This window comes from Dactylosporangium sp. NPDC050688 (assembly GCF_040654515.1).
GTDB lineage: Bacteria > Actinomycetota > Actinomycetes > Mycobacteriales > Micromonosporaceae > Dactylosporangium.
Genome location: NZ_JBFAIC010000014.1, coordinates 37493 through 60673, shown reverse-complemented (window position 1 = coordinate 60673; position 23181 = coordinate 37493). Strand labels below are relative to the sequence as shown.

Genomic DNA, 23181 nt, shown 5'->3' with positions numbered 1-23181 from the left:
CATGCGCGAGGCGCTGCGGGGGCTCACCACCCGGGGCCGTAGCTTCCTGGCCGCCGCCGCAGCGGCCCTCATCGCGTCGTTCATCCTCGGCGAGCGGGACCTGCTGCGCGTCGCGGTGCTGCTCGCGGCGCTGCCGCTGCTGTCGGCCGCCTACGTGGGGCGCACCCGCTACCGGCTGTCGTGCAGCCGCACCCTCGACCCGCACCGGGTCCAGGTCGGCGCCAGCGCCAGGGTGATCCTGCGCCTGCAGAACCTGTCCCGCCTGCCCACCGGCACGATGCTGCTGGAGGACCGGCTGCCGTACGCGCTGGGCAGCCGCCCCCGGCTGGTGCTGGAGAAGCTCGGCGCGCACCAGGCGAGCTCCGTGGCGTACACGGTCCGCGCCGACGTCCGCGGCCGGTACGAGGTGGGCCCGCTCGTCGTGCGCCTCACCGACCCGTTCGGGCTGTGCGAGCTGACCAGGGCGTTCCCGTCCGTGGACCGGCTCACCGTCATCCCGCAGGTGGTGCCGCTGCCGCCGGTGCGGCTCGCCGGCGAGTTCGCCGGATCCGGGGAGAGCCGGGCCCGGTCGGTGGCCGTGCACGGCGAGGACGACGCCGCGACCCGCGAGTACCGCTACGGCGACGACCTGCGCCGGGTCCACTGGCGCTCCACCGCCCGCACCGGCGAGCTCATGGTGCGCCGCGAGGAGCAGCCGTGGGAGAGCCGGGCCACGGTCGTGCTGGACACCCGCTCGACCGCGCACCGCGGGGAGGGCCCGACCGCCAGCTTCGAGTGGGCGGTGTCGGCGGCCGCGAGCGTCGCGGTGCACCTGCGGCACGCCGGGTACAAGATGCGCCTGGTCACCGACGGCGGCGTCGACGTCGACGCGACCGAGATCGACGGTGACGGCCCGCTGCTCGACCAGCTCGCCGACGTGCGGCTGGCCCAGCGCGGCGACATCGGCACCCTCATCGACCGGGTCCGCCGCCGCAGCGACGGCGGGCTGATCATCGGCATCTTCGGGCTGCTGTCCTCGGCGGAGGCGGAGCTGCTGGCCGGGTTCCGGTCCAACAACGCGACCTGCGTCGCGCTGTTCATCGACTCCTCCACGTGGCTCAACCTGCCGACCGCGGCCCGCGAGGAGGCCGACAAGGCCCACGGCGTCGCCTCGCTCGCGCTACTGCGCAGCGGGTGGCGGGTGGTGGAGGTGCCGCACGGTGCGAAGCTGCCCGCACTGTGGCCACAGGCCGGCCGGGGGTCGCAGGGCTTCGCCTGGCGGGCCGCGTCGGCGGAGAGCGTCGCCGGAGGAGTGCGGTGAACCAGCGCAAGCACCTGACCCTGATCGCCGCCGGCGCCGCGTTCCTGTCGGCGCTGCCGCTCATCAACGTCTTCGAGGAGATCACCTGGGCGATCCGGGCGTTTCTCGTGGTGGCTGCCATGTGCGGGGCGGCGCTGGTGGTGCGCAGCCTGCGCGCGCCGACGTGGGCGCCGAGCGCCGCGATGGCCGTGGCCGCCCTGTTCGGGCTGACCTGGCTGTACCCGAGCTCCAAGGAGTTCATCGGGATCATCCCGTCGCCCGGCACGATCAAGCACTTCGGCTCGCTGCTGAGCACCGCGTCGACCGAGATGAGCGAGTTCGCGACGCCGGTCAGTGACCGGCCCGGGTTCTTGTTCCTGGCGACCCTCGGCGTCGCGGTCGTCGCGCTCGTCGTCGACCTGTTCGCGGTCGTGCTGCGCCGGCCGGCCCTCGCGGGCCTGCCGATGCTCGCGATCTACTCGGTGCCGGTCACCGTCACCACGGAGAGCACCAACTGGTTCCCGTTCGCACTCGGCGCGGTGGGCTTCCTGTGGCTGCTCGTCACCGACAACGTCGACCGGGTCCGCCGGTTCGGCCGCCGGTTCACCGGCGACGGCCGCGACGTCGACCTGTGGGAGCCGTCGCCCCTGGCCGCGGCCGGTCAGCGGCTGGGTGCGGTGGGGGTGATCGCGGCGGTACTGCTGCCGCTCGTCCCGTTCGCGATGCCCGCCGGCGTGATCGACTCCATCGGCGCGGGGGCTGGCGGTGGCGGCGGGATCGGCCCCGGCGGCCGCAACGGCAAGCAGGTCAGCATGTTCGCCCTGCTGTCCGGGCAGCTCAACCGGGACAAGGCGGTCGACATGGTCAAGGTGACCAACGTCAGCAACGACCCGAACCCGTACTACCTGCGCTTCAACGTGCTGGAGGAGCTCACCAGCCGCGGCTTCAACGCCAAGCCGATCAGCGGCGGCCAGTCTGTCGGCTCCGGCCTGCCCGGCCCCGTCTGGGAGCCGTCGGTCAAGACCGTCACCCACAAGGCCAGCATCGAGATCACCAACGAGCTGGCGATCTACTTCCTGCCGATCTACACCTGGCCGACGAAGCTGGAGAAGGTCGACAACAGCTGGGCGTTCGACCGCAACACCGCCGTCGTGTACTCCAGCAAGCAGACCACGGCGAAGAAGAAGTACACGGTCGAGTACACCCGGCCCGAGATCTCCCCCGACGAACTGCGCAAGGCCGCCCCGGTGAAGGAGAGCGACCCGGCGCTGCGCGGCACGATGACGGCGCCGCAGAACACCGTCGTCAAGGACAAGGTCGCCGAGCTGACGAAGGGCAAGACCACCCAGTACGACAAGGTCAAGGCCATCTTCGAGTACTTCTCGCAGGCCAACGGCTTCGTCTACGACACCAGCACCGGCGCCGACACCAGCGGCACCGGCATCGCCGACTTCCTGCGCAACAAGCGCGGGTACTGCGCCCAGTACGCGGCCGCCTTCGGCTGGCTGCTGCGCGAGGCCAAGATCCCGTCGCGGGTCGCGTTCGGGTTCGCCCGCGGCGGCACCCGCAAGGACCAGACGATGACGCTGACGAACTTCAACCTGCACGCCTGGACCGAGGTGTACTTCCCGGGCTACGGCTGGCTGCCGTTCGACGCCACCCCGTCGCAGGCGATCGGCGGGTCGGTGTCCACGTCGTACCTGCCGACGGCGACCACCGACACGGCCGACCCGGTGGACGAGAACCTGCGCAACCGCCCCGACCCCAACGCGAGCGACAACGCCCAGGCCGGCGCCGTCACCGACCCCGGCAACAACCCCGGCGACACCGCCGGCACCGGCGGCACCACCGAGGACGGCACGACGCTCATCCTGCTCGCCTCGGTCGCCGCCTGGTCGCTCGCGGTCCTGCTGGTCCTCGGCCTGGTGCTGTCCCCGGCCCTCACCCGCGGCCGGACCCGCCGTAACCGCCTGCAGGCCGCCGCCGGCCTGGCCACGAACGCCGCCCCGGACTTCGGCGCCGGCCCGGCCCCGGACGGCGCCCCACCGGGCGTCATGGTCCTCCTCGCCGACGACGGCACCGCCCGCTCCCACGCCCACCATGCCTGGGACGAGCTCATCGACACGATGGTCGACTACCACGTGCCGACCGACGACGCCGAGACCCCCAGGGCCACCGTCACCCGCCTGGTCACCAAGGAACGCCTCCGCGACCGCGCCGAGCAGGGCGTCCGCCTGCTCAGCACGGTCGAGGAGCACGCCAGGTACGCCCGCCACCCCCTCACCGGCGGCGAGCTGCTCAACGCGGTCGACGAGGTCAGGTCGGCGTTCGCCGCCCGCTCCAGCCGCAAGACCCGCATCCTCGCGGTCCTGCTGCCCCCGTCGGTCCTGCGCCGCTGGCGCTCGGCCAGCGCCCAACGCGCCAGCGCCGCGTCGCTGTGGCTCGGCCGCGGCTGGGACAACCTGATGCGAGCCATCAGCGTCCGGCGCTTCATCGCCCGCCGCGCGGACCGCTGACCACCCGCAGCGGGTGACCTTGGACGATCCCGACCCGTCGTCCCAGGTCACCCGCTGCGGGTGGTTTCGGGGGTGGGGTCCACTGCGGACGCCGGCCCCGCGCCGAGCTGGTCGGGCCGGCAGCGCGGGCACCCCAGCCGGCGAAAATCACCTGATCCGGGCTACTGCTCCAGCCTCGCCGCGCGTGCCCCGGCCTCGCCGCGCGCAGCGGCCGGCGGGCCGGGGTATCGGGTCATGGCCGTTGTGCGCACGATGCCGGGCGGACACTGCGGTGGTGACTTCGTTCGCGAGCATCGCTTGAGGCACGGACCGAACACCAGCACAGAGGCCGTTGCGTCACTCTCCGTGGACGACGAACGGTGGCTCCCTACGCCCGCATGCCGGTGAGCGTGCACTCGGTCTGGACCACGGGTACAACCCGGTGGATCCCTGTTCGCCGGGGCACAGGGATCCACCGGGTAGTGCTGCCCGGTCGTGCGCATGCCGCAGCAACGCGGATCGGCTTCCCAGCGCTCATCGCGGTGCGTGAGGGAAGCGCCGATTCGGCGAGAGGCCTGGCCTTGCCGCTGCCCGCGGTGGGCGCCCGAACTCGAACTCGCAGCGCATCAAGCGGTCAGGGCACTCAGCCAGACCGGACGCTCGCCGGGCCGAGCGCTGGCCGGGCCGAGCGCTGGCCGGGCCGGACGCTGGCCGGGCCGGACGCTGGCCGCTGGGCGCAGCCGAGCGCTGGCCGGGGCCGGACGCCGGGCCGCCAGCCGGACCACCGTGTGATCCAAGTCGCGTCCCGGCCATCTGAGCGACCGGATCCGTCCGTCGATCATGAGCGGCGGCGGGAAGATCGGGGTCCGAGTGCTGGCGTAACAGTCTTGAGGGGTCGTTACCGCGCCGACCGACGCCGAAGGCACCGACAGGCACGGCCGCGGGGCGATCGGCACGGCCGCGGGGCGCCTTGGATCATGCGGCCGTTGATCAAAGGCATGGGATGGTCGTCCGGGCGGCCGGATCCCTCCGTCGATCATGAGCGGCGGCGGAAAGATCGGGATCCGAGTGCTGGCGTAACAGTCTCGAGGGATGGTTGCCGCGCCGACCGACGCCGAAGGCACCGACAGGCACGGCCGCGGGGCGATCGGCACGGCCGCGGGGCGCCTTGGATCATGCGGCCGTTGATCAAAGGCATGGGATGGTCGTCCGGGCGGCCGGATCCCTCCGTCGATCATGAGCGGCGGCGGAAAGATCGGGATCCGGGGGCTGGCGTGGCGATCTCGAGGGGTCGTTACCGCGCTGACCGAAGCCGAGCGAGCCGGGCGTCAGGCCGGGTGTCAGCGTCAGCGCCGGGTGTCAGCGTCAGCGCCGGGTGTCAGCGTCAGCGCCGGGTGTCAGCGCCGGGTGTCAGCGTCAGCGCCGGGTGTCAGCGCCGGGTGTCAGCGCGGGGCGGCAGGTGTCTGCGCGAGGCGGCAGCCGGGCGGATCTGGGCAGACCAGTGGGGCGCGGCGACAACGGGTGTCGGCGCGCCCTCGATCGGCCTGGTAGGTCAGGCGTCGCCTTCCGGGCGGCGGCGCCAGCGTTCTTCCAGGCGGTCGACCAGGCCTGCTCTGCGTTGTCGCGTGCGGCGGGTGGCGGTGCCGCCGACGGCGTGCAGGTCGGTGCTCTGTCCGCGGCGGTAAGCCTGGACGCCGAAGACGAGGGCGCCCAGCATGACGACGAAACCGCCGACGCCGAGGGGTGGGATTGAGATGGCGACGCCATAGACCAGTAGCGCCATGCCGGCGAGTAGGAGCACCGCGGCGGCGATCATCCGACGCTTGGCATGGAACCGCGGGTCGGTGGCACGCACCGCCGAGGCAAACTTGGGGTCCTCGGCTAGCGACCGCTCGATCTGCTCGAACAGCCGCTGCTCGTGTTCCGAGAGCGGCACGGCACTCCTCCCCGGTCGCGAAGGTCGACCCTGATGGACCGACAGTCCGGCACAGCCCGTCGGGCTGCGTACTGGCAAGTTTACGAGGGGCTCACCGGGTCGGAAAGCGGGACGATGGTCCGGCCGTGCCGATTTTCCGTCGAGGGGGGCTCTATCTGCCCCCATTGTGTCGTGTCGGTGCTCCTTCCGGGTGGGCGGGGGGCGGTGCGGCGCCGTTTCCGTCCTGGCGCAGACCGTCGCCGCGCAGGAGACTGGCAGGTTGGACGAGGCCCTTGCCGAAGCGGGCGGCGACCGCGTCGGCGGCGCGTTCGGCGTCGCGCCAGCCGTGGTCGCGCTCACCGAGCGTCATCTGTCGTGGCGCTCCGTCGGCGGTGGTGAGGCCCTCGACGCGCACGCCGATGAGGCGGATGCGCTCGCCGGGGCGGGCGGCGGTGAACAGCGGCCACGAGATCTCGAAGATCTCGCGGGCGACGTCGGTGGGGACATCAACGGTGCGTGACCGGCTCAGGGTCTGGAAATCGGCGAGCCTGATCTTGACCGAGACGGTGCGGCCGGCCTGGCCGGCGTGGCGGAGACGCTGGGCGACCTTGTTGGACAGGGCGAGCATGGTGCGTCGGATGATTGACAGGTCGCTCACGTCGACGTCGAACGTGGTCTCCGCACCGATCGACTTCTCCACGTGGTCGGGAATCACCCGCCGGGGGTCCCTCGCCCAGGACAGCTCGTGCAGGTGGTGGGCGGCGGCGTCGCCGACGGCGGCGCGGAGCATGCCGAGCGGGGCGGCGGCGAGGTCGCCGACGGTCTTGAGGCCGAGCCGCTGCAGGGTCTCGGTGGTGCGGTCGCCGACGCCCCACAGCGCGCTGACGGGCATCGGGTGCAGATACCGCAGGGCGCCCGCAGTCGGCACGACCACCATGCCGTCGGGCTTGGCGCGGGTCGAGCCGAGCTTGGCCATGAACTTGGTCGAGGCGACCCCGACCGAGCAGGTCAGCCGCTGCTCGGTGGCGACCCGGTGGCGGATCAGGGCGGCGATCTGCGCCGGGCGGCCGAGCAGCCGGCGGGCGCCGGCCACGTCGAGGAACGCCTCGTCGAGCGACAGCGGCTCGACCAGGGGCGTCACGTCGCGGAAGATCGCCATGACCGCCCGGGACGCCTCGGTGTAGGCGGCGAAGTCGGGTGGCAGGAAGATGCCGTGCGGACAGAGCCGCTGGGCGCGGCTGCCGGGCATGGCGCTGTGCACGCCGAACTTGCGGGCCTCGTAACTGGCGGCGGATACGACGCCGCGCGGGCCGGCGCCGCCGACGATGACGGGCTTGCCGCGCAGCTCCGGGCGGCGGCGGATCTCGACGGAGGCGTAGAACGCGTCCATGTCGACGTGCAGCACCGTGCAGCCGGTGTCGTCGGCGTCGGGGCCGAACTCCCCCGCGCCCGAACCGTCCCTCGGCACCACCTGACTGCGACCCATGCCCGCACCTTAGCCAGACCCACCGACAAAAAGGGCCCGCCGACAAAAAGGGCCCGCCGACAAAAGGCCCACCGACAAAAGGCCCACCGACAAGAACGCCGCCGGCAAAGGCCCACCGACCGGAACCGGGCGTACACGGGAGCGCGTTTGACGAGAAGTTAGGCATGCCTTACCTTCCTGGCATGGCCCTCCTCGCGTTGACCTCGCCGCTGGCGCCGGTCGTCGCGGCGGTCGAAGGGCTGCGGCTGCACCGTCCGGAGCTGGTCCGCTGCGTCGCGCCGGGGTTGATCACCGACGGCGGCGCCGGCTGGCGGCCCGGGACCGACCGGTGCGCGGTGGCGGTGCTGCTGGTCGCGGGCTGGACCCGGGCCCGGCGGGTGCCGTTGCCGGCGCGGGGTGAGACGTTCCTGAACCGGTCGGGCCAGCTCGGACTGCGCCGGGCGCGGGTCGCGGTGCTGCGCGACGACCCGGTGGCGGGAGCGCCGGGGGTGGTGGTCGCCGCGACCCGGGAGGAGCTGCTCGCGATCGTGCTGGAGCACGCGCTGGACGCCGGTCCCGAACTGGAGGCGACGATGCGCTGCCTCACCCGGACCGGGTGAGACAGTCAACGAAGGATGGCGGCTACTTCCGCACCACCAGCAGTGGAATCTGCATCTCCGCCGCCGTGCTCGACCCGTGGAACGCCACCATCCGGGTGAACTTGGCCGGCTCGTGCTCCGACGCGAGCACCACCCACCGCTCCTGGCAGATCACCACGACGTCGCCGACCCGGGCGAGGTGCTGCTGCGGGATCGGCCCGAACCAGCCCGCCGCCACCGCCTCCTCCCGGCTGAGCACGGTCGCCGCCGCACCTAGGACGCCCTGCCAGGTGGCGATGACGTCGGCCCGCGCGCCGGGGATCGTGTGCAGGTAGCGCACCCGCGGCTCGCCGGCGACCACCGCGACCCCGGCCTGCAGGCGGCGATCCTTGTCGAGGTCGATGCGCCGGCCGGCGGGGACGTCGAGCTGCCCGTGGTCGGCGGTGACGACGAGCGCCGAGTTGGCCGGCAGCCCGTCGACGAGGCGGGTGAGGAGCCGGTCGGCGTTGCCGACCGCGGTGCGCCACTCGCCGGTGCCGATGCCGTAGTCATGCCCGGCCCGGTCGACGTCGGGCAGGTAGCCGTACACCAGGCGGGACGTGGGCAGCGCGGCGAGCATCGCGGTGGCGACCTCGTCGGCGACGACCCCGGCGCCGAAGCGGGCTCCCCGGTACGCGGAGACGGACAGCCCGGTCCGCTCGAACAGCGGGTTGCTGACCACGGTCGGGGCGAGCCCGGCGTTGACCGCCCGGGTGAACGCGGTCGGCAGCGGCTGCCACTGCTGCGGGTCGGGATGGCCGTCCCAGTGCAGGTGGTTGACGAGCTTGTCGGTGCCGGGCTCGTTGAGCACGATGCCGACGATGCCGTGCGCGCCGGGCGGCGCGCCGGTGCCGAGGGTGACCAGGCTGACCGGGGTGGTGGACGGGAAGCCGGCGGTGATCGACCGGGCGGTGCCGAGCCGGCCGCCGAGGATGTCGGTGAGGGTCGGCGCGTGCGGCGCGGCGACGCCGAGCTGGTGCCAGCCGAGGCCGTCGAGCAGCAGCACGGCGACCCGGTCGACGCCGGCGAGGGCGGCGCCGAGGCCGAGGGCGTCGCGCTCGTACGGCATCCCGAGCACACTGAGCACGCTGGGCATGACCTCGGCGAGGCTGGCCTGCCCGTAGCGAGGTGCGACCGGGTCCAGCGCCCCCATCAGGACTTCCGGGCCAGCAGGTGCAGCTGGGTGGCGATGTCCCGGTAGGGCGACGTGCCGGCCAGCGCCAGCTCGAACGCCTCCAGGGCCTCCGGCTCGCTCTCCGCGACGGTGCCGGGCACGAGGTCGGCGATGATCCGCACGCCGTGGATCTGCTCGACGGTGAGCCCGCAGCCGGACAGCAGCGCCGTGGCGGTGCCGACGTCGTAGCGCCGGCTGAGCCGGTCGCGGGCGTCGCCGCGCCCGTCGGGGCTGGCCACGAGCAGCGACGCGGCGGCCAGGTGCCCGCCGATGGCCTTGGCGAGGACGGCGGCGGCCCGGTTGGCGACCACGACGCTGGCGGTGCCGCCGGGGCGCAGGGTCGCGGCGAGCGCGGTGACGACCTTGTGCGGGTCGTCGACGACCTCCAGCATGCTGTGGCACAGCACCAAGTCGACGCTGCCGGGCGGGACGAGGTCGGCGAGGCCGTCGCCGTCGCCCTGCAGGGCGGTGATCCGCTCGGCGACGCCCGCCTCGGCGGCCCGCCGGGTGAGCGCGGCGAGCGCGTCGGGGCTCGGGTCGACGACGGTGACCGAGTGCCCGGCGCGGGCGAGCGGCACGGCGAACCCGCCGGTGCCGCCGCCGACGTCGAGCGCGGTCAGGGGGTGGCCGGCCGCGGCGAGCTCGCGACGCAGGACCTGCCAGACCACCGCGGTGCGTGGCGACGCCACTGAGGACTCCACCCTCACGACCTTAGTACCCCGCTACGACACCACGGGCGCCGGAGCGGCAGCGGGCACCACGGGGAGGTACACCTGCCCGCCGGACGACGAGAACTCCGCCGACTTGGCCGCCATGCCGAGTGCCGCGTACTCGTGCAGGTCCTGGCTGATCTTCATGGAGCAGAACTTGGGGCCGCACATGGAGCAGAAGTGGGCGGTCTTGGCGGGCTGCGCCGGCAGGGTCTCGTCGTGGTACGCGCGGGCGGTGTCCGGGTCCATGGCGAGGTTGAACTGGTCCTCCCAGCGGAACTCGAACCGCGCCTTGGACAGCGCGTCGTCCCACGCCTGCGCGCCGGGGTGGCCCTTGGCCAGGTCGGCGGCGTGCGCGGCGATCTTGTACGCGATGACGCCGGCCTTGACGTCGTCGCGGTCGGGCAGCCCGAGGTGCTCCTTCGGGGTGACGTAGCAGAGCATCGCCGTGCCGTACATGGCGATCATGGCGGCACCGATCGCGCTGGTGATGTGGTCGTACGCGGGCGCGACGTCCGTGGTGAGCGGGCCGAGCGTGTAGAACGGCGCCTCGTGGCACCACTCCTTCTGCAGGTCCACGTTCTCCTTGATCTTGTGCATGGGCACGTGCCCGGGGCCCTCGATCATGACCTGCACGTCGTGCTCCCACGCGATCTTCGTGAGCTCGCCGAGCGTGCGCAGCTCCGCCAGCTGCGCCTCGTCGTTGGCGTCGGCGATCGAGCCGGGCCGCAGCCCGTCGCCGAGGGAGAACGCGACGTCGTACCGGGCGAAGATCTCGCACAGCTCCGCGAAGTGGGTGTAGAGGAAGTTCTCCTCGTGCCGGGCCAGGCACCACGCGGCCATGATCGACCCGCCCCGCGACACGATGCCGGTGACCCGCCCGACGGTCATCGGCACGTACCGCAGCAGCACCCCGGCGTGCACGGTCATGTAGTCGACGCCCTGCTCGGCCTGCTCGACGACGGTGTCGCGGTACGCCTCCCAGGTCAGTCGCAGCGGGTCGCCGCCGACCTTCTCCAGGGCCTGGTAGATCGGCACGGTCCCGATCGGCACCGGCGAGTTGCGCACGATCGCCTCGCGGGTGGCGTGGATGTGCTTGCCGGTCGACAGGTCCATGACGGTGTCGGCGCCCCAGCGGGTCGCCCAGGTCAGCTTCGCGACCTCCTCCTCGACCCCGGAGGACACCGCGGACGTGCCGATGTTCGCGTTGACCTTGACCAGGAAGCGGCTGCCGATGACCATCGGCTCGCTCTCGGGGTGGTTGACGTTGTTCGGCAGGATCGCCCGCCCGGCGGCGATCTCCTCCCGCACGACCGACGGCTCGACGCCCTCCCGGATCGCGGCGAACTCCATCTCCGGGGTCACGATCCCCTGCCGCGCGTAGTACAGCTGCGTGCGTTCGGCGCCGCGCTCGGCGATCCACGGCGCGCGCAGCGGCGGCAGCCCGGTCGGCGGGTCGTTGCGCGGCCCGGAGGTGTCGTACAGGCGCACCGGCGGGTTGTCCCCGCTCAGCTCGATCTCGGCGAACGGCACGCGGATGTCGTCCCGCGAACCCTGGACGTGGACCTTGCGCTTCATGGCGATCCTTTCGTGGGCACGGCGAAGCCGGCACGCCACGGGCGCACCTGTTCGCGTTTTTCGGCGGGTGTACTAGGTGAGCGGCTCGAACGGGCCCCAGGCCAGGGGGCCGTGCCCGCTGCCGAGCCGCCAGCCGGACGACGCGGTGAGGGCCGCGTGCACGTATGCCTTCGCCCCGGCGAGGGCCTCGGCGACGGACTGGCCGAGGGCGAGCCGGGCCGCGGTCGCCGCCGCGAACGTGCACCCGGTCCCGTGGTTGTTGGCCGTGTCGATCCACGGCGCGGTCAGCAGCTCGACCGTGCCGCCGGCCCAGACGACGTCGACGGCGTCGCGGCTGCCGCGCAGGTGGCCGCCCTTCACCACGACGCAGCGGGGGCCGGTCGCGGCGAGGTCCTCGGCGGCCTTGACCGCGTCGTCGACGTCGGTGACGTCCCGGCCGAGCAGCACCGACGCCTCCCGCAGGTTCGGGGTGACGACGGCGGCGTGCGGGAAGAGCAGGTCCAGGTACGCCCGCTCGGCGTCGCGGGTGAAGAGCCGGTCGCCGGACGAGGCGACGAGGACGGGGTCGACGACGAGCCCGGGCAGGCGCGGCGCGTACCCGGCGACGAGGGCGACGGTCTGCGGCGTGGCGAGCATGCCGGTCTTGACCGCGGCGACGGGCAGGTCGGCGAGGACCGCGTCCAGCTGCGCCCCCACGAACCCCGGGTCGACCGCGGAGATGCCCTTGACGCCGATGGTGTTCTGCGCGGTCAGTGCCGTGATCACGCTGGTGCCGAAGACCCGGTGTGCGGCGAACGTCTTCAGGTCCGCCTGGATCCCGGCACCCCCGCCGGAGTCCGACCCGGCAATGGTCAACGCGACGACCGGGTTCATATGGTCATCAGCTCCTTGACGAACCGCCCGGGGTCCTCGGCGCGCATGACGGCGCCCATGACCGCGACCCCGGTGGCGCCCTCGTCGAGGCAGTCCCGGACCCGCCCCGGCGTGTCGACGCCGCCCAGGGCGTACACCGGCAGCAGCGGGACGACCCGGGTCATCCTGGACAGGGCGGCCAGCCCCAGCGGGGGTCCGTAGCCGGGCTTGGAGCGGGTCGGGTAGATCGGTGACAGGGTCGCGAACCCCACGCCGGCGCCGGCGGCCGCGACCAGGTCGTCGAGGTTGTGGCACTTGTGGAACGCGGTCGTGTCCTCGGCGAGGACCAGGCGGCCCTTGACCCCGTCGAGCATGACCCGCAGCCGGTCGGCGAGGTCGGCCCGCTCCCCCGCCGGCAGGTCCTGCTCGCCGAGGACGACCAGCCGCACGCCCCCGTCGATCGCACGGTTGACCACCTCGTCCAGCGGCCGGTGCGCCTGCCGCCGGTCGGTGAACAGCACCAGCCGGGTCACCATGGCAGCCCTCCCGTCGGGCTCGAGGCGGTCGCGTACAGGCGGCGCGGGATCCTGCCGGCGGTGTGGGCGAGCCGGCCGCCCTCGACGGCGAGGCGCATCGCCGCCGCCATCCGCTCGGGGTGCTCGGCGCGGGTGACCGCGGAGGCGAGCAGCACCCCGTCGCAGCCGAGCTCCATCGCGAGCGCGGCGTCGGAGGCGGTGCCGATCCCGGCATCGAGGATCACCGGCACGGTCACCTTCTGCCGGATGAGGGCGATGTTGTGCGGGTTGCGGATGCCCAGCCCGGAGCCGATCGGCGCGCCGAGCGGCATGACGGCTGCGCACCCGGCGTCGGCGAGGCGCTGGGCGACGATGGGGTCGTCGCCGGTGTACGGCAGCACCGTGAACCCGTCCTCGACGAGCCGCTCCGCGGCGGTCACCAGCTCGACCGAGTCGGGCAGCAGCGTCTCCTCGTCGCCGATGACCTCCAGCTTCACCCAGCTCGTGGCGAACGCCTCGCGGGCCAGGTGGGCGAGCTTCACCGCCTCGGTCGCGGTGTAGCAGCCGGCGGTGTTGGGCAGGATCCGCACCCCGCACCGCTCCACGACGTCCAGCAGCGACGGCGCGCCCGGGTCGAGCCGGCGCAGCGCGACGGTGACGAGGCCGGTGCCGCTGGCCCGGATCGCCGCCTCCAGGGCGGCGTGGCTCCTGGCCCCGCCGGTGCCGAGGATGAGCCGCGACGGCAGCGCCTCCCCGGCGATCGTCAGCGCGTCCTCCGGCGTGGCGCTGTTGCCCTGGTCAGCCACCCTGCACCGCCGTGAGCACGTCGACCGTGTCGCCGTCGGCGGGCCTGGTCGCGGCCCACTGCGCGCGGGGCACCACGGCCCCGTTGAGCGCGACGGCGACCCCGCGCGGGTCGGCGACCCCGGCGAGGCCACGGACCACGTCGGCGATGGTGGCGGTGTCGGCGACGTCGGCTGCGACGGCGTTGACCACGAGCTGCATACGGCTCACTCCTCACTCCCTGCGCCGGCATGATCCGGATCAGGTTCGACGGTCGGGGGCTGACAGCCCCCCTCTCAGCCCGGTCACACCGGACTCCCGTGGGTACGCGCTGAGGGTAACCCCGCCACGGTGCTCAGGTAAAGCGGCTCACCCCGTACGCGCTCACGTCAACGTCGGTCGATCCCCTGGTGACCAGGTCGGCGACGGCGTGCGCGGTGACCGGCGCGAGGAGCACCCCGTTGCGGTAGTGGCCGCCGGCGACGTACACGTTGCCGTGTAGGTGACCGAGGACCGGGGCGTTGTCGGGGGTGCCGGGCCGCAGCCCCGCGAGGGTCTCGGCGAGCGCCAGCTCGGCGACGCCGGGCAGCAGGTCCGCGGCGGGCCGCAGCAGGTCGAGCACCCCGCCGGCGGTCACCGTCGTGTCGGCGCCGCGCTCCTCCTCGCTCGCGCCGACGACCAGCTCCCCGTCGGCGCGCGGCACCAGGTACACGTGCCGCCCGAGCGCGACGCCCCGCACCACGTGCGTGAGCAGCGGCTCCGGCCCCCGCAGCCGCAGCAGCTGGCCCTTCACCGGCCGCACCGGCAGCCCGGCCACTGCGGCCAGCCCGCACCCGTTGGCGACGATGATCACATCGTCCCGCAGACTGGACAGGTCGGTGACGTCGCGCGCCTCGTGCCGCAGCGGCAGGCTCCGCAGCGCGGCCAGCAGCAGCCGCGGGTCCACCTGGTGGTCCCCGGCGGCCAGGGCCCCGCCGCGGACCCGGGGGCTGAGCAGCGGCTCCAGCTCCCGCAGCCGGCGCCCGGTGAGCGGCTCGATCGGCGTGCCGGCCCGCCGGTAGTAGTCGACGAGCCGCCGCACCTCGGTGAGGTCGTCGTCGGTGAGCGCGACGAGCAGCGTGCCGTCGGTCCGGTACCCGAGCGGCATCCCGGTCGCGGCGCCGAGCTCGGCGGCGAACGCGGGCCAGCGCCGCATCGACTCGAGCATCAGCCCCTGCAGCGCCTCCTCCCCGAAGCCCGCCTCGGCGGTCGGCGCCAGCATGCCCGCGGCGACCCGGCCGGCGCTGCGCGTGGGGTCGGCGTCGTACACGGTGACCTGCGCACCCCGGCGCAGCAGCTCCCACGCGACGGACAGCCCGATGACCCCGCCGCCGACGATCCCGGCCCTCACGCCGCCCCTCCTTCGGCACCCGATCCTTCGGCACCCGGCCCCGCGGCGCCCGGTCCCCCGGCACCTGGTCTCCCGGCACCTGGTCTCCCGGCACCTGGTCTCCCGGCACCTGGTCTCCCGGATGTATCCAGGCGCAAGCGCCCGGATACATCCGACATTTCGTATTTATCGGGTGAGCCGGCCCGCCCAAGAAGCCCTGCGAAGCGAGCCGCCGCCGCGAAGGCGGCCGCCGCCGCAGCCGGGTCGGAGGCGCCGCTCATCGCGCCGACCACGGCGACCGCGTGGGCGCCGGCGGCGAACAGCTCCGCCGCCCGCGAAGGGGTGACGCCGCCGATCGCGACGACCGGCACCGCGACCGCCTCGGCCACGGCGCGGACCCCCTCAGGGCCGATCGCGTCGGGCAGGCCGGTCTTCGTGGTCGTCGCGTACGCCGGGCCGACGCCCAGGTACGTGGCACCGTCGGCGACCGCCTGCCGGGCCGTCACGGGGTTACGGGCGGTGGCGCCGAGGATCGCGTGCGGGCCCAGGACCCGGCGGGCCGCGGCGACGGGCAGGTCGTCCGCGCCGACGTGCGCCCCGTCGGCGCCGGCGGCGAGCGCGACGTGCAGCCGGTCGTTGACCAGGCAGGTCGCGCCGGCGGCGCGGCACAGGGCGAGGACGCGGACGGTCAGCTCGTACGCCTCCCGGTCGGTGACGGCGTCCTCGGGGCGGACCTGCACGACGCCGAACCCGGCGGCGAGGGCGTGCCCGACCACGCCGAGCACGTCCCGCCCCGGGCGGGTGTCGGTGATGAGATGGAGTCGTCCGAGCGTGTGCACCGCGCTAGTTTTTCAGACATGAAGCAGGTGCGACTTGGCCGGACTGGGCTGAAGGTCTCCGAGCTCTGTCTCGGCATGATGAGCTATGGCGATCCCGCGTGGCGGGACTGGGTGCTCGACGAGGAGGCCGCGGACCCGTTCGTGCGGCGGGCTGTCGAGGCCGGGATCACGTTCTTCGACACCGCCGACGTGTACTCCCTCGGCGCCAGCGAGACCGTCACCGGCCGGCTGCTGGCGAAGTACTTCCCGCGGCGCGACGACTACGTGCTGGCCACGAAGGTGTTCAGCGTGATGAGCGACCGGCCCAACGACAGCGGGCTGTCGCGCAAGCACATCCTCGCCGGCATCGACAACTCGCTGCGGCGGCTCGGCGTCGACCACGTCGACCTGTACCAGATCCACCGCTTCGACCCGGAGACTCCGGTCGAGGAGACGATGGAGGCGCTGCACGACGTCGTGCGGGCCGGCAAGGCCCGGTACATCGGCGCGTCCAGCATGTACGCGTGGCAGTTCGCGAAGCTGCAGTACACGGCCAGGGCCAACGGCTGGACCGAGTTCGTGTCGATGCAGAACCACTACAACCTGGTGTACCGGGAGGAGGAGCGGGAGATGCTGCCGCTCTGCGCCGACCAGGGCATCGGCGTCATCCCGTGGAGCCCTCTCGCGCGGGGGCTGCTCGCCGGCAACCGGGGCCGGGGCGGTGAGCGGCGCACGACGCGGGCCGCCAGCGACGTCTTCAGCTCCATGTACACCGACGACGACTTCGCCGTGGTCGACGTCAACGCCGAGGTCGCCGGCGAGCGCGGGGTCGCCCCGGCGCAGGTCGCGCTCGCGTGGCTGCTGTCCAGGCCGGTGGTGACGGCGCCGATCGTCGGCGCGACGAAGCTGTCGCACCTGGAGGACGCGATCGCCGCGACCGAGCTCACCCTGGACGACAAGGAGATCGAGCGCCTCGAGGCGCCGTACGTACCGCACCCGGTCCTCGGGCACTGAGCACACGGCAACGGCCGGCCCCGAAGGGGGCCGGCCGTTGCACGCAACGCCTTAGTTGGAGGCGACACCCAGCGCGGCGCTGCCACCGTCGGTGTGCAGCTGGGTGGTCTCGGCGAACGCGCTCTCCATGCGGGCCTGCAGGGCGTCGAGCTGGTCGTACTCCGAGGAGGACGCGTGCTCCTCACCCTCGGCGGCGAAGACGTGGTCCTGCTCGGCCTCGGCGTGGTCGTAGGAGGTGAAGTCCTGCTCGGCGTAGTGCGAGCCGTCCGCACCCGTGAACTCCACCTGGTGACCCTGGTCGAACGACGTGGACTCGGCCGACGCGTGGTCCTGCTCGTACACGCCGAACTGCGAGTCGTAGTCGTTCTGATCCGCGTGCACCTGGTGCAGCTGGTCCAGACCCTCCTGCTCGTGACCGGCCTCAGCGTGCTCGTAGTCGAGGCCGCCGTGGCCCGTGTCGCCGCTGTCCCACTCGCTCATTGCATCCCCCAGCTCAATTGGTGTGATCTCGTTGCTGTTGTCGTAGACGTTAGGCAATCCCGGGAAGCATTGAATCCCCGAAACGTGCCACGGCCCAGCGCAGTGCAAGGTAGTCGACACTCACGAACCGCCGCGACCCCGCCGGTCGTGTCACGGGTAGCTGGGGGCACCGTTCGAACCCGATGTTCCCGGTGTCGTCAACCCCTCACGAGGCCGGTAACCAGCCCGGAACATACAGCGGGACGGGCCCGGGGCAGGAGCTCCGGGCCCGCCGCATTACGCTGTCGGCCGTGATCGGGCCTCTGGCAGTCGCCATTTCCGTGCTGTCGCTCGCCCTCGCGGCCTGGGCGTTCGTGGAGTTCTTCCGGCACCGCGCGCCGACCCGGCCGCTCTTCCAGGGCCTCGCCGTCGTCGGGGTCCTCGTGCTGGTGCAGGTGGTCGCGCTCGTCGTCGGCCTCGCCCGTGGCGGCGGACCCGACGACAGCGGGCTCGTCGTCACCCTCATCGGGTACATGCTGACCGCGCTGCTGCTGCCGCCGGCCGGCGCGGTCCTCGCCCGGATGGAACCGACCCGGTGGGGTTCGCTGCTCATCGGCAGCGCCGCGGTCATCGTGCCCGTGCTCATCCTGCGACTGGGACAGATCTGGAATGGCTGAACGCAACGACGGCCGCCTGCACCGCGGGCCCGGCCGGGTCCTGGTCGCGATCTACGGGGTCTTCGCCCTCGCCGCCACCGCCCGCGCGAGCGTGCAGATCGCCACGAAGTTCGGCGAGGCGCCCCTGGCGTACACGCTGTCGGCGCTCGCCGCCGCCGTCTACGTCGTGGCGACCGTCGCCCTGGCCCGCGGTGCCCGGCGGCTCGCCCTGGCCGCCTGCGGGTTCGAGCTGCTCGGCGTGCTCACCATCGGCACGCTCAGCGTCGTGGACGCCGCCGCGTTCCCGGACGCCACCGTCTGGTCCGACTACGGCCAGGGGTACGGCTACGTCCCGCTCGTCCTGCCCGTCGTCGGCCTGTGGTGGCTGCTGCGCACCGGCGCCCGGGACGAGCGCCGCGACGGTTAGCGGAAGTCGCGGGACGCCGAGCGGACCGGCAGGCTCAGCACCGCCAGGTGGTCGGCGCGCAGGTTGAGCACGCCCTCGGCCTTCTCCAGCACACCGCGCACCACCATCGCGCCGGCGGTACGGGCGACCCGGCGGTACCGCTGCCACAGGCCGGGCGTGCAGGTGACGTTGAGCATGCCGGTCTCGTCCTCCAGGTTGATGAACGTGACCCCACCCGCGGTCGCCGGGCGCTGCCGGTGCGTGACGATCCCGCCGACGGACACCCTGCGGCCGGGGTCGACGTCGTGCAGCCGCTGCACGGGCAGCGCGCCGATCCGGTCGAGGTACTCCCGGGCGAACTGCGCCGGGTGCGCGTCGGGCGCCAGGCCGGTCGCCCACACGTCGGCGACCATGCGTTCCACGGCGTCCATGCCCGGCAGCATCGGCGCCTCCAGGCCACCGGTCGTGCCCGGCAGCCGGCCCGCCGTCTCCTGCGCCGCGGCGCCCGCCGCCCACAGCGCCTCCCGCCGGCTGAGCCCGAGGCTCGCGAACGCGTCCGCCGTGGCCAGGGCCTCCAGGTGGGCGGTGCTCAGCCGGGCCCGGCGGGCCACGTCGCTCATCGAGGTGTACGTGCCGCGCCCCGCCGCGATGCGTTCCGCGACCTCGTCACCCAGGGAGCGGACCGCGGACAGCCCGAGCCGCACGACCGGCCCGCCGCGCCCCCACCCGGACGGCCCGGTGCCCGGCGTCTCCCCGGGGACCGGGTCCTCCAGGGTCGCCTTCGCCGCGCTCAGGTTGACGTCCGGGCGCCGGACGGTGACGCCGTGCCGGCGGGCGTCGTCGACCAGCGACTGCGGCGAGTAGAACCCCATCGGCTGGGCGTTGAGCAGCGCCGCGCAGAACGCCGCCGGGTGGTACCGCTTCAGCCAGGCGCTCGCGTACACCAGGTACGCGAAGCTCATCGCGTGGCTCTCCGGGAACCCGTAGTTGGCGAACGCGGCGAGCTTGTCGAACAGGTCGTCGGCGAGGGCGCCGGTGATCCCGTTGGCCGCCATTCCCTCGTACAGGCGCCGCCGGATGCGACCCATGCGCTCCATCGACCGCTTCGAGCCCATGGCGCGGCGCAGCTCATCGGACTCGGCGGGGGTGAAGCCGGCCACGTCGATCGCCATCTGCATCAGCTGCTCCTGGAACAGCGGCACCCCCTTCGTCTTCTCCAGCGACCGTTCCAGCAGGGGATGCGGGTAGGTGACCTTCTCCTGTCCGTTCTTGCGGCGGATGTACGGATGCACCGAGCCGCCCTGGATCGGGCCGGGCCGGATCAGCGCGACCTCGACGACCAGGTCGTAGAACTCGCGGGGCTTCAGCCGGGGCAGGGTCGCCATCTGCGCGCGGCTCTCCACCTGGAACACCCCGACGGAGTCGGCCCGGCACAGCATGTCGTACACCTCCGGGTCGTCCAGCGGCATCGTGGAGATGTCGAGCTCGCCGCCGATCATCTCGAACGCGTACCGCAGCGCCGACAGCATCCCCAGCCCCAGCAGGTCGAACTTGACCAGCCCGACGGAGGCGCAGTCGTCCTTGTCCCACTGCAGGACCGTGCGGCCCGGCATCCTGGCGTGCTCGACGGGGCACACCTCGATCACCGGCCGGTCGCAGATGACCATGCCGCCGGAGTGGATGCCCAGGTGCCGGGGGAACGTGAGCAGCGCGTTGGCGTGCTCGACCACCTGCCGCGGGATGTCGTCGTGGTCGGCCTCCTCCAGCGCGCCCCACCGCTCGACCTGCTTGCTCCACGCGTCCTGCTGCCCCGGCGAGTGCCCGAACGCCTTGGCCATGTCCCGCACCGCGGATTTCGGCCGGTACGAGATGACGTTGGCGACCTGGGCGGTGTACCGGCGGCCGTACTTCGCGTAGACGTGCTGGATGACCTTCTCGCGCTGGTCGGACTCGATGTCGATGTCGATGTCGGGCGGCCCGTCGCGCTCCGGGGACAGGAACCGCTCGAACAGCAGCCCCCACTTGACGGCGTCGACATTGGTGATGCCGAGCGCGAAGCAGACCGCTGAGTTCGCCGCGGAGCCGCGCCCCTGGCAGTAGATGTTGTTCTCCCGGCAGAACGTGACGATGTCGTACACGACGAGGAAGTAGCCGGGGAAGTTCAGCTCCTCGATGAGCGCCAGCTCGTGCGCCAGCTGCGCGTGCGCCCGCTCGTTGCCCCGGTACCGCTCGGCGGCCTTCGTCATCGTCAGGTGCCGCAGCCAGTCCATCTCCGACATGCCCGGCACCGGCACCGGGTAGTCCGGCAGCCGGGGCGCGACGAGCTGCAGGTCGAACGCGAGCTCCGCACCGAACCGCGCGGCGTTCGCGACGGCCCCCGGCCAGACCGCGAACCGGGCCGCCATCTCCGCGCCGGAGCGCAGGTGGGCGGTGCCGGCCGCGGGCAGCCAGCCGTCGATGTCGTCGAGGCTGCGCCGGGACCGCACGGCGGCGAGGGCGGTCGCCAGCCGCCGGCGGCCCGGGGTCGCGTAGTGCACGTTGTTCGTGGCGACGACCGGCAGCCCCCTGGCCTGCGCCAGGTCGGCGAGGGCGTCGTTGCGTTCGTCGTCGTCCGGGCCGCCGTGCGAGGTCAGCTCCACCGCCACCGACCCGGGGCCGAACAGGTGCGTGAGGCGGTCCAGCTCCCGGCCCGCCGCGTCCGGGCCGTGCGCCAGCAGCGCCGCGGGCACGTGCCCCTTGCGGCAGCCGGTGAGGATCAGTGCGTGGTCGCGCAGGGTCGCGGCGACCTCGTCCAGGTCGTACACCGGCCGGCCCTTCTCACCGCCGCGCAGGTGGGCCTCGCTGATGGTGCGCGACAGCCGCGCGTACCCCTCTGGCCCCCTGGCGAGCACGAGCAGGTGCCGGCCCTGCGGGTCGGGCTCGCCCTGCTGCGGCCCGGGCAGCCCCAGCGACAGCTCCGCGCCGAACACCGTGCGGATGTCCAGCTCCCTCGCCGCCTCGGCAAAGCGGACCACGCCGTAGAAGCCGTCGTGGTCGGTGATCGCGACCGCGGACAGGCCGAGCCGGGCCGCGGTCTCGGCGAGCTCCTCGGGGTGGCTGGCCCCGTCGAGGAAGCTGAAGTTGGTGTGGCAGTGCAGTTCCGCGTACGGCACCGCGGCGGCGTCGCGGTCGCGGTCCAGCTCCGGCGGTGCGGTGTACGCGGCGCGCTTGCGGGTCCACGCGGGGGCGTCCCCGCCGTCGCCGTCGTCGGCGGCCAGGACGTCGGGGTGGTAGTCGGCGTGCCCGCTCAGCCGGCGTTCCAGCTCCCGCCACGGGATGTCAGGGTTGGTGAATCCCATCAGTCGTACAGCGCTTCCACGTGCCAGGTGCCTTCCTCGAGGACGGCCAGGATCGCCTGGTCGTCGGCGAGCTGGAGCTGGAACCGGGCGCGGCGGCGGGCCTCGCCGCCGTCCCACCAGCGTTCGTCGACCGGCCACGGCCCGGCCCACGCGACCACGCCCACCGGCTGCCCGTCGCCGATCCGTACCGTCGCGGGCGCGCCGCTGAGCTCCAGTCGCCCACTGACCCGTACCGTGCGCCCGTCCCTGTCCAGCACGTCGGCGGGCAGCGGCTCCGGGTACACGGTCGCCGGCGACGGGGCCGGCAACCGCCCCGGCCACGGCGCTTCGGTGCCCTGCGCGACCCGTTCGTCGCCGAACGCCACGAGCCGGATCCGGCTGCTGTCGGCGCGCCCACCGTCGAGGACGGCGGTGAGGACCGCGTCGGGTCCCAGCAGGCCCTGGACGCGGGTGAGGGCACGGTGGGCGCGGTCGCGTTCGTCGCCGGCCTCGCCCCACAGGCCGGGCTGGAGCCCGAGGTGCTCGACGATGCCTTCGGGGATCAGCCGCAGCCGCGCTATCGCGCTGTTGGGCCTGGTGTTGTTGCTGGTGTTGTTGCTGTTGCTGTTGCTGGTGTTGCTGGTGCTGGTGTTGTTGGTGCTGGTGTTGCTGGTGTTGCCGCTTTTGCGGTTGCCGGTGAGCCAGCCGTCGAGCTGCCAGCGGAGGCGGTCGGCGATCGCGGCGACGCTCAGCAGCCCGTCGTGCCGCCAGGTCCGCAGCAGCTCCTGCCCGGTGACGGTGGTCGCCTCGATGCCGAGCCGGGTGCAGGCGAGCCCGTGCGCGCCGAGCCGCTCGTGCAGCCGCTCCGCGAGCGCCCTGGCCGCGAACGCCGCGGCGTCGACCCGCTCCACCGGCTCGTCGAACGTCTCCGTCACGTCGAGGTCCGGCGGCGGGCGGCGCGGGGCGAGCGGCCGCTCGTCGTTGCCGCCGGCGAGCCGGTGCGCGAGCGCCGCGTCGAACCCGAACCGCGCCAGCACGTCCGGCGCCGGCAACGCCGCGAACTCCGCCAGGGTGTGGATCCCGAGCCGCCGCAGCAGATCGGTGAGCGCCGGCCGGCCGAGCGCGGTGATGCTGAGGTCCGCCAGGAACGCCGCGGTCTCCCCCGGCGGCACGAGCACCCCGGCCCGCGCCGCGAGCCCCGCCGCGAACGTCCCCTCGGCGACGCCGACCTGCGCCTCCACGTCGCACCGCTGCGCGATGTGCTCGACGATCCGCTCGGCGGCGACGGCCTCGCCGCCGTAGTACCGCGCGGGCCCGCGGGCCGCGAGCGCGCACGCCCCGGGCCGCAGCGTCTCCACCCCCGGCGCGAGCTCCTCGACCGCCGCGAGGACCGGCTCGAACGCTCGCATGTCCCGGCCCGGGTCGTGCTCGAGCACGATGAGGTGCGGGCAGCGCCCCTGCGCCTCCCGTTTGCGCAGCCCTCGCCGTACCCCTTCGGCCCGCGCCGCGGGCGACGTGGCCAGCACCCGGTTGGCGTGCAGCACCGCCACCGGCTCGCCCGCCGGGTACCCGTCCACGATCTCGGCCGCGATCACCGGCCAGTCGGGGCACCACACCACGATCGTGCGCAGCATCACCACAGCCGCTCCCCCACCCCGCCACCGCCCCCCATCCCGCCAGCCGCTGACATCCCCTCATGATCAACGGCACAGATCGGCCGCCCGGACGACCACAGAAC

General features: G+C 73.4%; 19 protein-coding genes, 1 pseudogene and 1 riboswitch. Of the genes and pseudogenes, 6 read left to right on the top strand and 14 right to left on the bottom strand.

Translation table 11 applies throughout. The annotated features are described in order from the left end of the window. The first annotated feature begins 1 nt into the window (after nucleotide 1). Complete coding sequence (locus AB0H83_RS16180; protein WP_360093447.1) at nucleotides 2-1300, top strand: DUF58 domain-containing protein; 1299 nt, start codon at nucleotides 2-4, stop codon at nucleotides 1298-1300. Continuing rightward, a complete protein-coding gene (locus tag AB0H83_RS16175) occupies nucleotides 1297-3795 on the top strand; it encodes a DUF3488 and transglutaminase-like domain-containing protein (RefSeq protein WP_360093444.1) in 2499 nt (832 codons plus the stop codon). Before AB0H83_RS16180 ends, AB0H83_RS16175 begins: the two co-directional genes overlap by 4 nt. A gap of 1531 nt (nucleotides 3796-5326) precedes the next feature. Here the strand turns inward: AB0H83_RS16175 and AB0H83_RS16170 are convergent. After that, complete coding sequence (locus AB0H83_RS16170; protein WP_033356576.1) at nucleotides 5327-5710, bottom strand: DUF3040 domain-containing protein; 384 nt, start codon at nucleotides 5708-5710, stop codon at nucleotides 5327-5329. A gap of 151 nt (nucleotides 5711-5861) precedes the next feature. Next, nucleotides 5862-7175 carry a DNA polymerase IV gene (locus AB0H83_RS16165; protein WP_360093441.1) on the bottom strand — a complete coding sequence of 438 codons (1314 nt, stop codon included), beginning with the start codon at nucleotides 7173-7175 and terminating at the stop codon, nucleotides 5862-5864. 164 nt (nucleotides 7176-7339) lie between these two features. Between AB0H83_RS16165 and AB0H83_RS16160 the strand changes: the two genes are divergently transcribed. Further along, nucleotides 7340-7774, top strand: coding sequence for a hypothetical protein (locus AB0H83_RS16160; protein WP_360093438.1), 435 nt, complete (start codon nucleotides 7340-7342; stop codon nucleotides 7772-7774). A gap of 22 nt (nucleotides 7775-7796) precedes the next feature. On the opposite strand, the gene AB0H83_RS16155 is transcribed toward AB0H83_RS16160, so the two are convergent. The 9 genes and pseudogenes from AB0H83_RS16155 to thiE all read right to left on the bottom strand — a co-directional run. Then, nucleotides 7797-8945: a nucleotide pyrophosphatase/phosphodiesterase family protein gene (locus AB0H83_RS16155; protein WP_360093435.1), complete on the bottom strand. Its 1149-nt coding sequence runs from the start codon at nucleotides 8943-8945 to the stop codon at nucleotides 7797-7799. Then, a complete protein-coding gene (locus tag AB0H83_RS16150; RefSeq protein ID WP_360093432.1) occupies nucleotides 8945-9667 on the bottom strand; it encodes a methyltransferase domain-containing protein in 723 nt (240 codons plus the stop codon). Before AB0H83_RS16150 ends, AB0H83_RS16155 begins: the two co-directional genes overlap by 1 nt. Nucleotides 9668-9688: 21 nt before the next feature. Next, on the bottom strand, nucleotides 9689-11260 hold the full coding sequence (gene thiC, locus AB0H83_RS16145) for a phosphomethylpyrimidine synthase ThiC (protein WP_360093766.1): 1572 nt from the start codon (nucleotides 11258-11260) through the stop codon (nucleotides 9689-9691). Nucleotides 11261-11326: 66 nt separating this feature from the next. Further along, nucleotides 11327-12127: a bifunctional hydroxymethylpyrimidine kinase/phosphomethylpyrimidine kinase gene (gene thiD / locus AB0H83_RS16140; RefSeq protein ID WP_360093429.1), complete on the bottom strand. Its 801-nt coding sequence runs from the start codon at nucleotides 12125-12127 to the stop codon at nucleotides 11327-11329. Continuing rightward, on the bottom strand, nucleotides 12124-12642 hold the full coding sequence (locus tag AB0H83_RS16135; protein ID WP_360093426.1) for a thiamine phosphate synthase: 519 nt from the start codon (nucleotides 12640-12642) through the stop codon (nucleotides 12124-12126). Before AB0H83_RS16135 ends, thiD begins: the two co-directional genes overlap by 4 nt. Beyond that, nucleotides 12636-13388 carry a thiazole synthase gene (locus tag AB0H83_RS16130; protein WP_360093763.1) on the bottom strand — a complete coding sequence of 251 codons (753 nt, stop codon included), beginning with the start codon at nucleotides 13386-13388 and terminating at the stop codon, nucleotides 12636-12638. Before AB0H83_RS16130 ends, AB0H83_RS16135 begins: the two co-directional genes overlap by 7 nt. A gap of 31 nt (nucleotides 13389-13419) precedes the next feature. Beyond that, complete coding sequence (gene thiS, locus AB0H83_RS16125) at nucleotides 13420-13626, bottom strand: sulfur carrier protein ThiS (RefSeq protein WP_360093760.1); 207 nt, start codon at nucleotides 13624-13626, stop codon at nucleotides 13420-13422. Then, nucleotides 13625-13735: riboswitch (TPP riboswitch) on the bottom strand. It overlaps the preceding gene by 2 nt. Nucleotides 13736-13759: 24 nt before the next feature. Further along, a complete protein-coding gene (gene thiO, locus AB0H83_RS16120) occupies nucleotides 13760-14794 on the bottom strand; it encodes a glycine oxidase ThiO (RefSeq protein WP_360093423.1) in 1035 nt (344 codons plus the stop codon). A gap of 221 nt (nucleotides 14795-15015) precedes the next feature. Beyond that, nucleotides 15016-15612: pseudogene (gene thiE / locus AB0H83_RS16115) on the bottom strand (thiamine phosphate synthase); the annotation flags it as partial. A gap of 18 nt (nucleotides 15613-15630) precedes the next feature. On the opposite strand from thiE, the gene AB0H83_RS16110 reads away from it, so the two are divergent. Next, the gene (locus tag AB0H83_RS16110; RefSeq protein ID WP_360093420.1) at nucleotides 15631-16605 is read left to right on the top strand and encodes an aldo/keto reductase; all 975 of its coding nucleotides are present in this window, start codon (nucleotides 15631-15633) and stop codon (nucleotides 16603-16605) included. Nucleotides 16606-16656: 51 nt separating this feature from the next. Here the strand turns inward: AB0H83_RS16110 and AB0H83_RS16105 are convergent, their stop codons facing one another. Next, complete coding sequence (locus AB0H83_RS16105) at nucleotides 16657-17085, bottom strand: hypothetical protein (protein WP_360093417.1); 429 nt, start codon at nucleotides 17083-17085, stop codon at nucleotides 16657-16659. 290 nt (nucleotides 17086-17375) lie between these two features. Here AB0H83_RS16105 and AB0H83_RS16100 point away from each other — a divergent pair, with 290 nt between their 5' ends. Beyond that, the gene (locus tag AB0H83_RS16100; protein ID WP_360093414.1) at nucleotides 17376-17741 is read left to right on the top strand and encodes a hypothetical protein; all 366 of its coding nucleotides are present in this window, start codon (nucleotides 17376-17378) and stop codon (nucleotides 17739-17741) included. Then, complete coding sequence (locus AB0H83_RS16095; protein ID WP_360093411.1) at nucleotides 17734-18147, top strand: hypothetical protein; 414 nt, start codon at nucleotides 17734-17736, stop codon at nucleotides 18145-18147. The genes AB0H83_RS16100 and AB0H83_RS16095 overlap by 8 nt, the downstream gene beginning before the upstream one ends. Here AB0H83_RS16095 and AB0H83_RS16090 read toward each other — a convergent pair. Both AB0H83_RS16090 and AB0H83_RS16085 read right to left on the bottom strand, forming a co-directional pair. After that, nucleotides 18144-21464 (bottom strand): error-prone DNA polymerase, encoded by a 3321-nt coding sequence (locus AB0H83_RS16090; protein WP_360093408.1) that lies wholly within the window; start codon nucleotides 21462-21464, stop codon nucleotides 18144-18146. The two genes, AB0H83_RS16095 and AB0H83_RS16090, sit on opposite strands and share 4 nt — an antisense overlap. Next, nucleotides 21464-23083 carry a DNA polymerase Y family protein gene (locus tag AB0H83_RS16085; protein ID WP_360093405.1) on the bottom strand — a complete coding sequence of 540 codons (1620 nt, stop codon included), beginning with the start codon at nucleotides 23081-23083 and terminating at the stop codon, nucleotides 21464-21466. Before AB0H83_RS16085 ends, AB0H83_RS16090 begins: the two co-directional genes overlap by 1 nt. Nucleotides 23084-23181 lie beyond the last annotated feature (98 nt).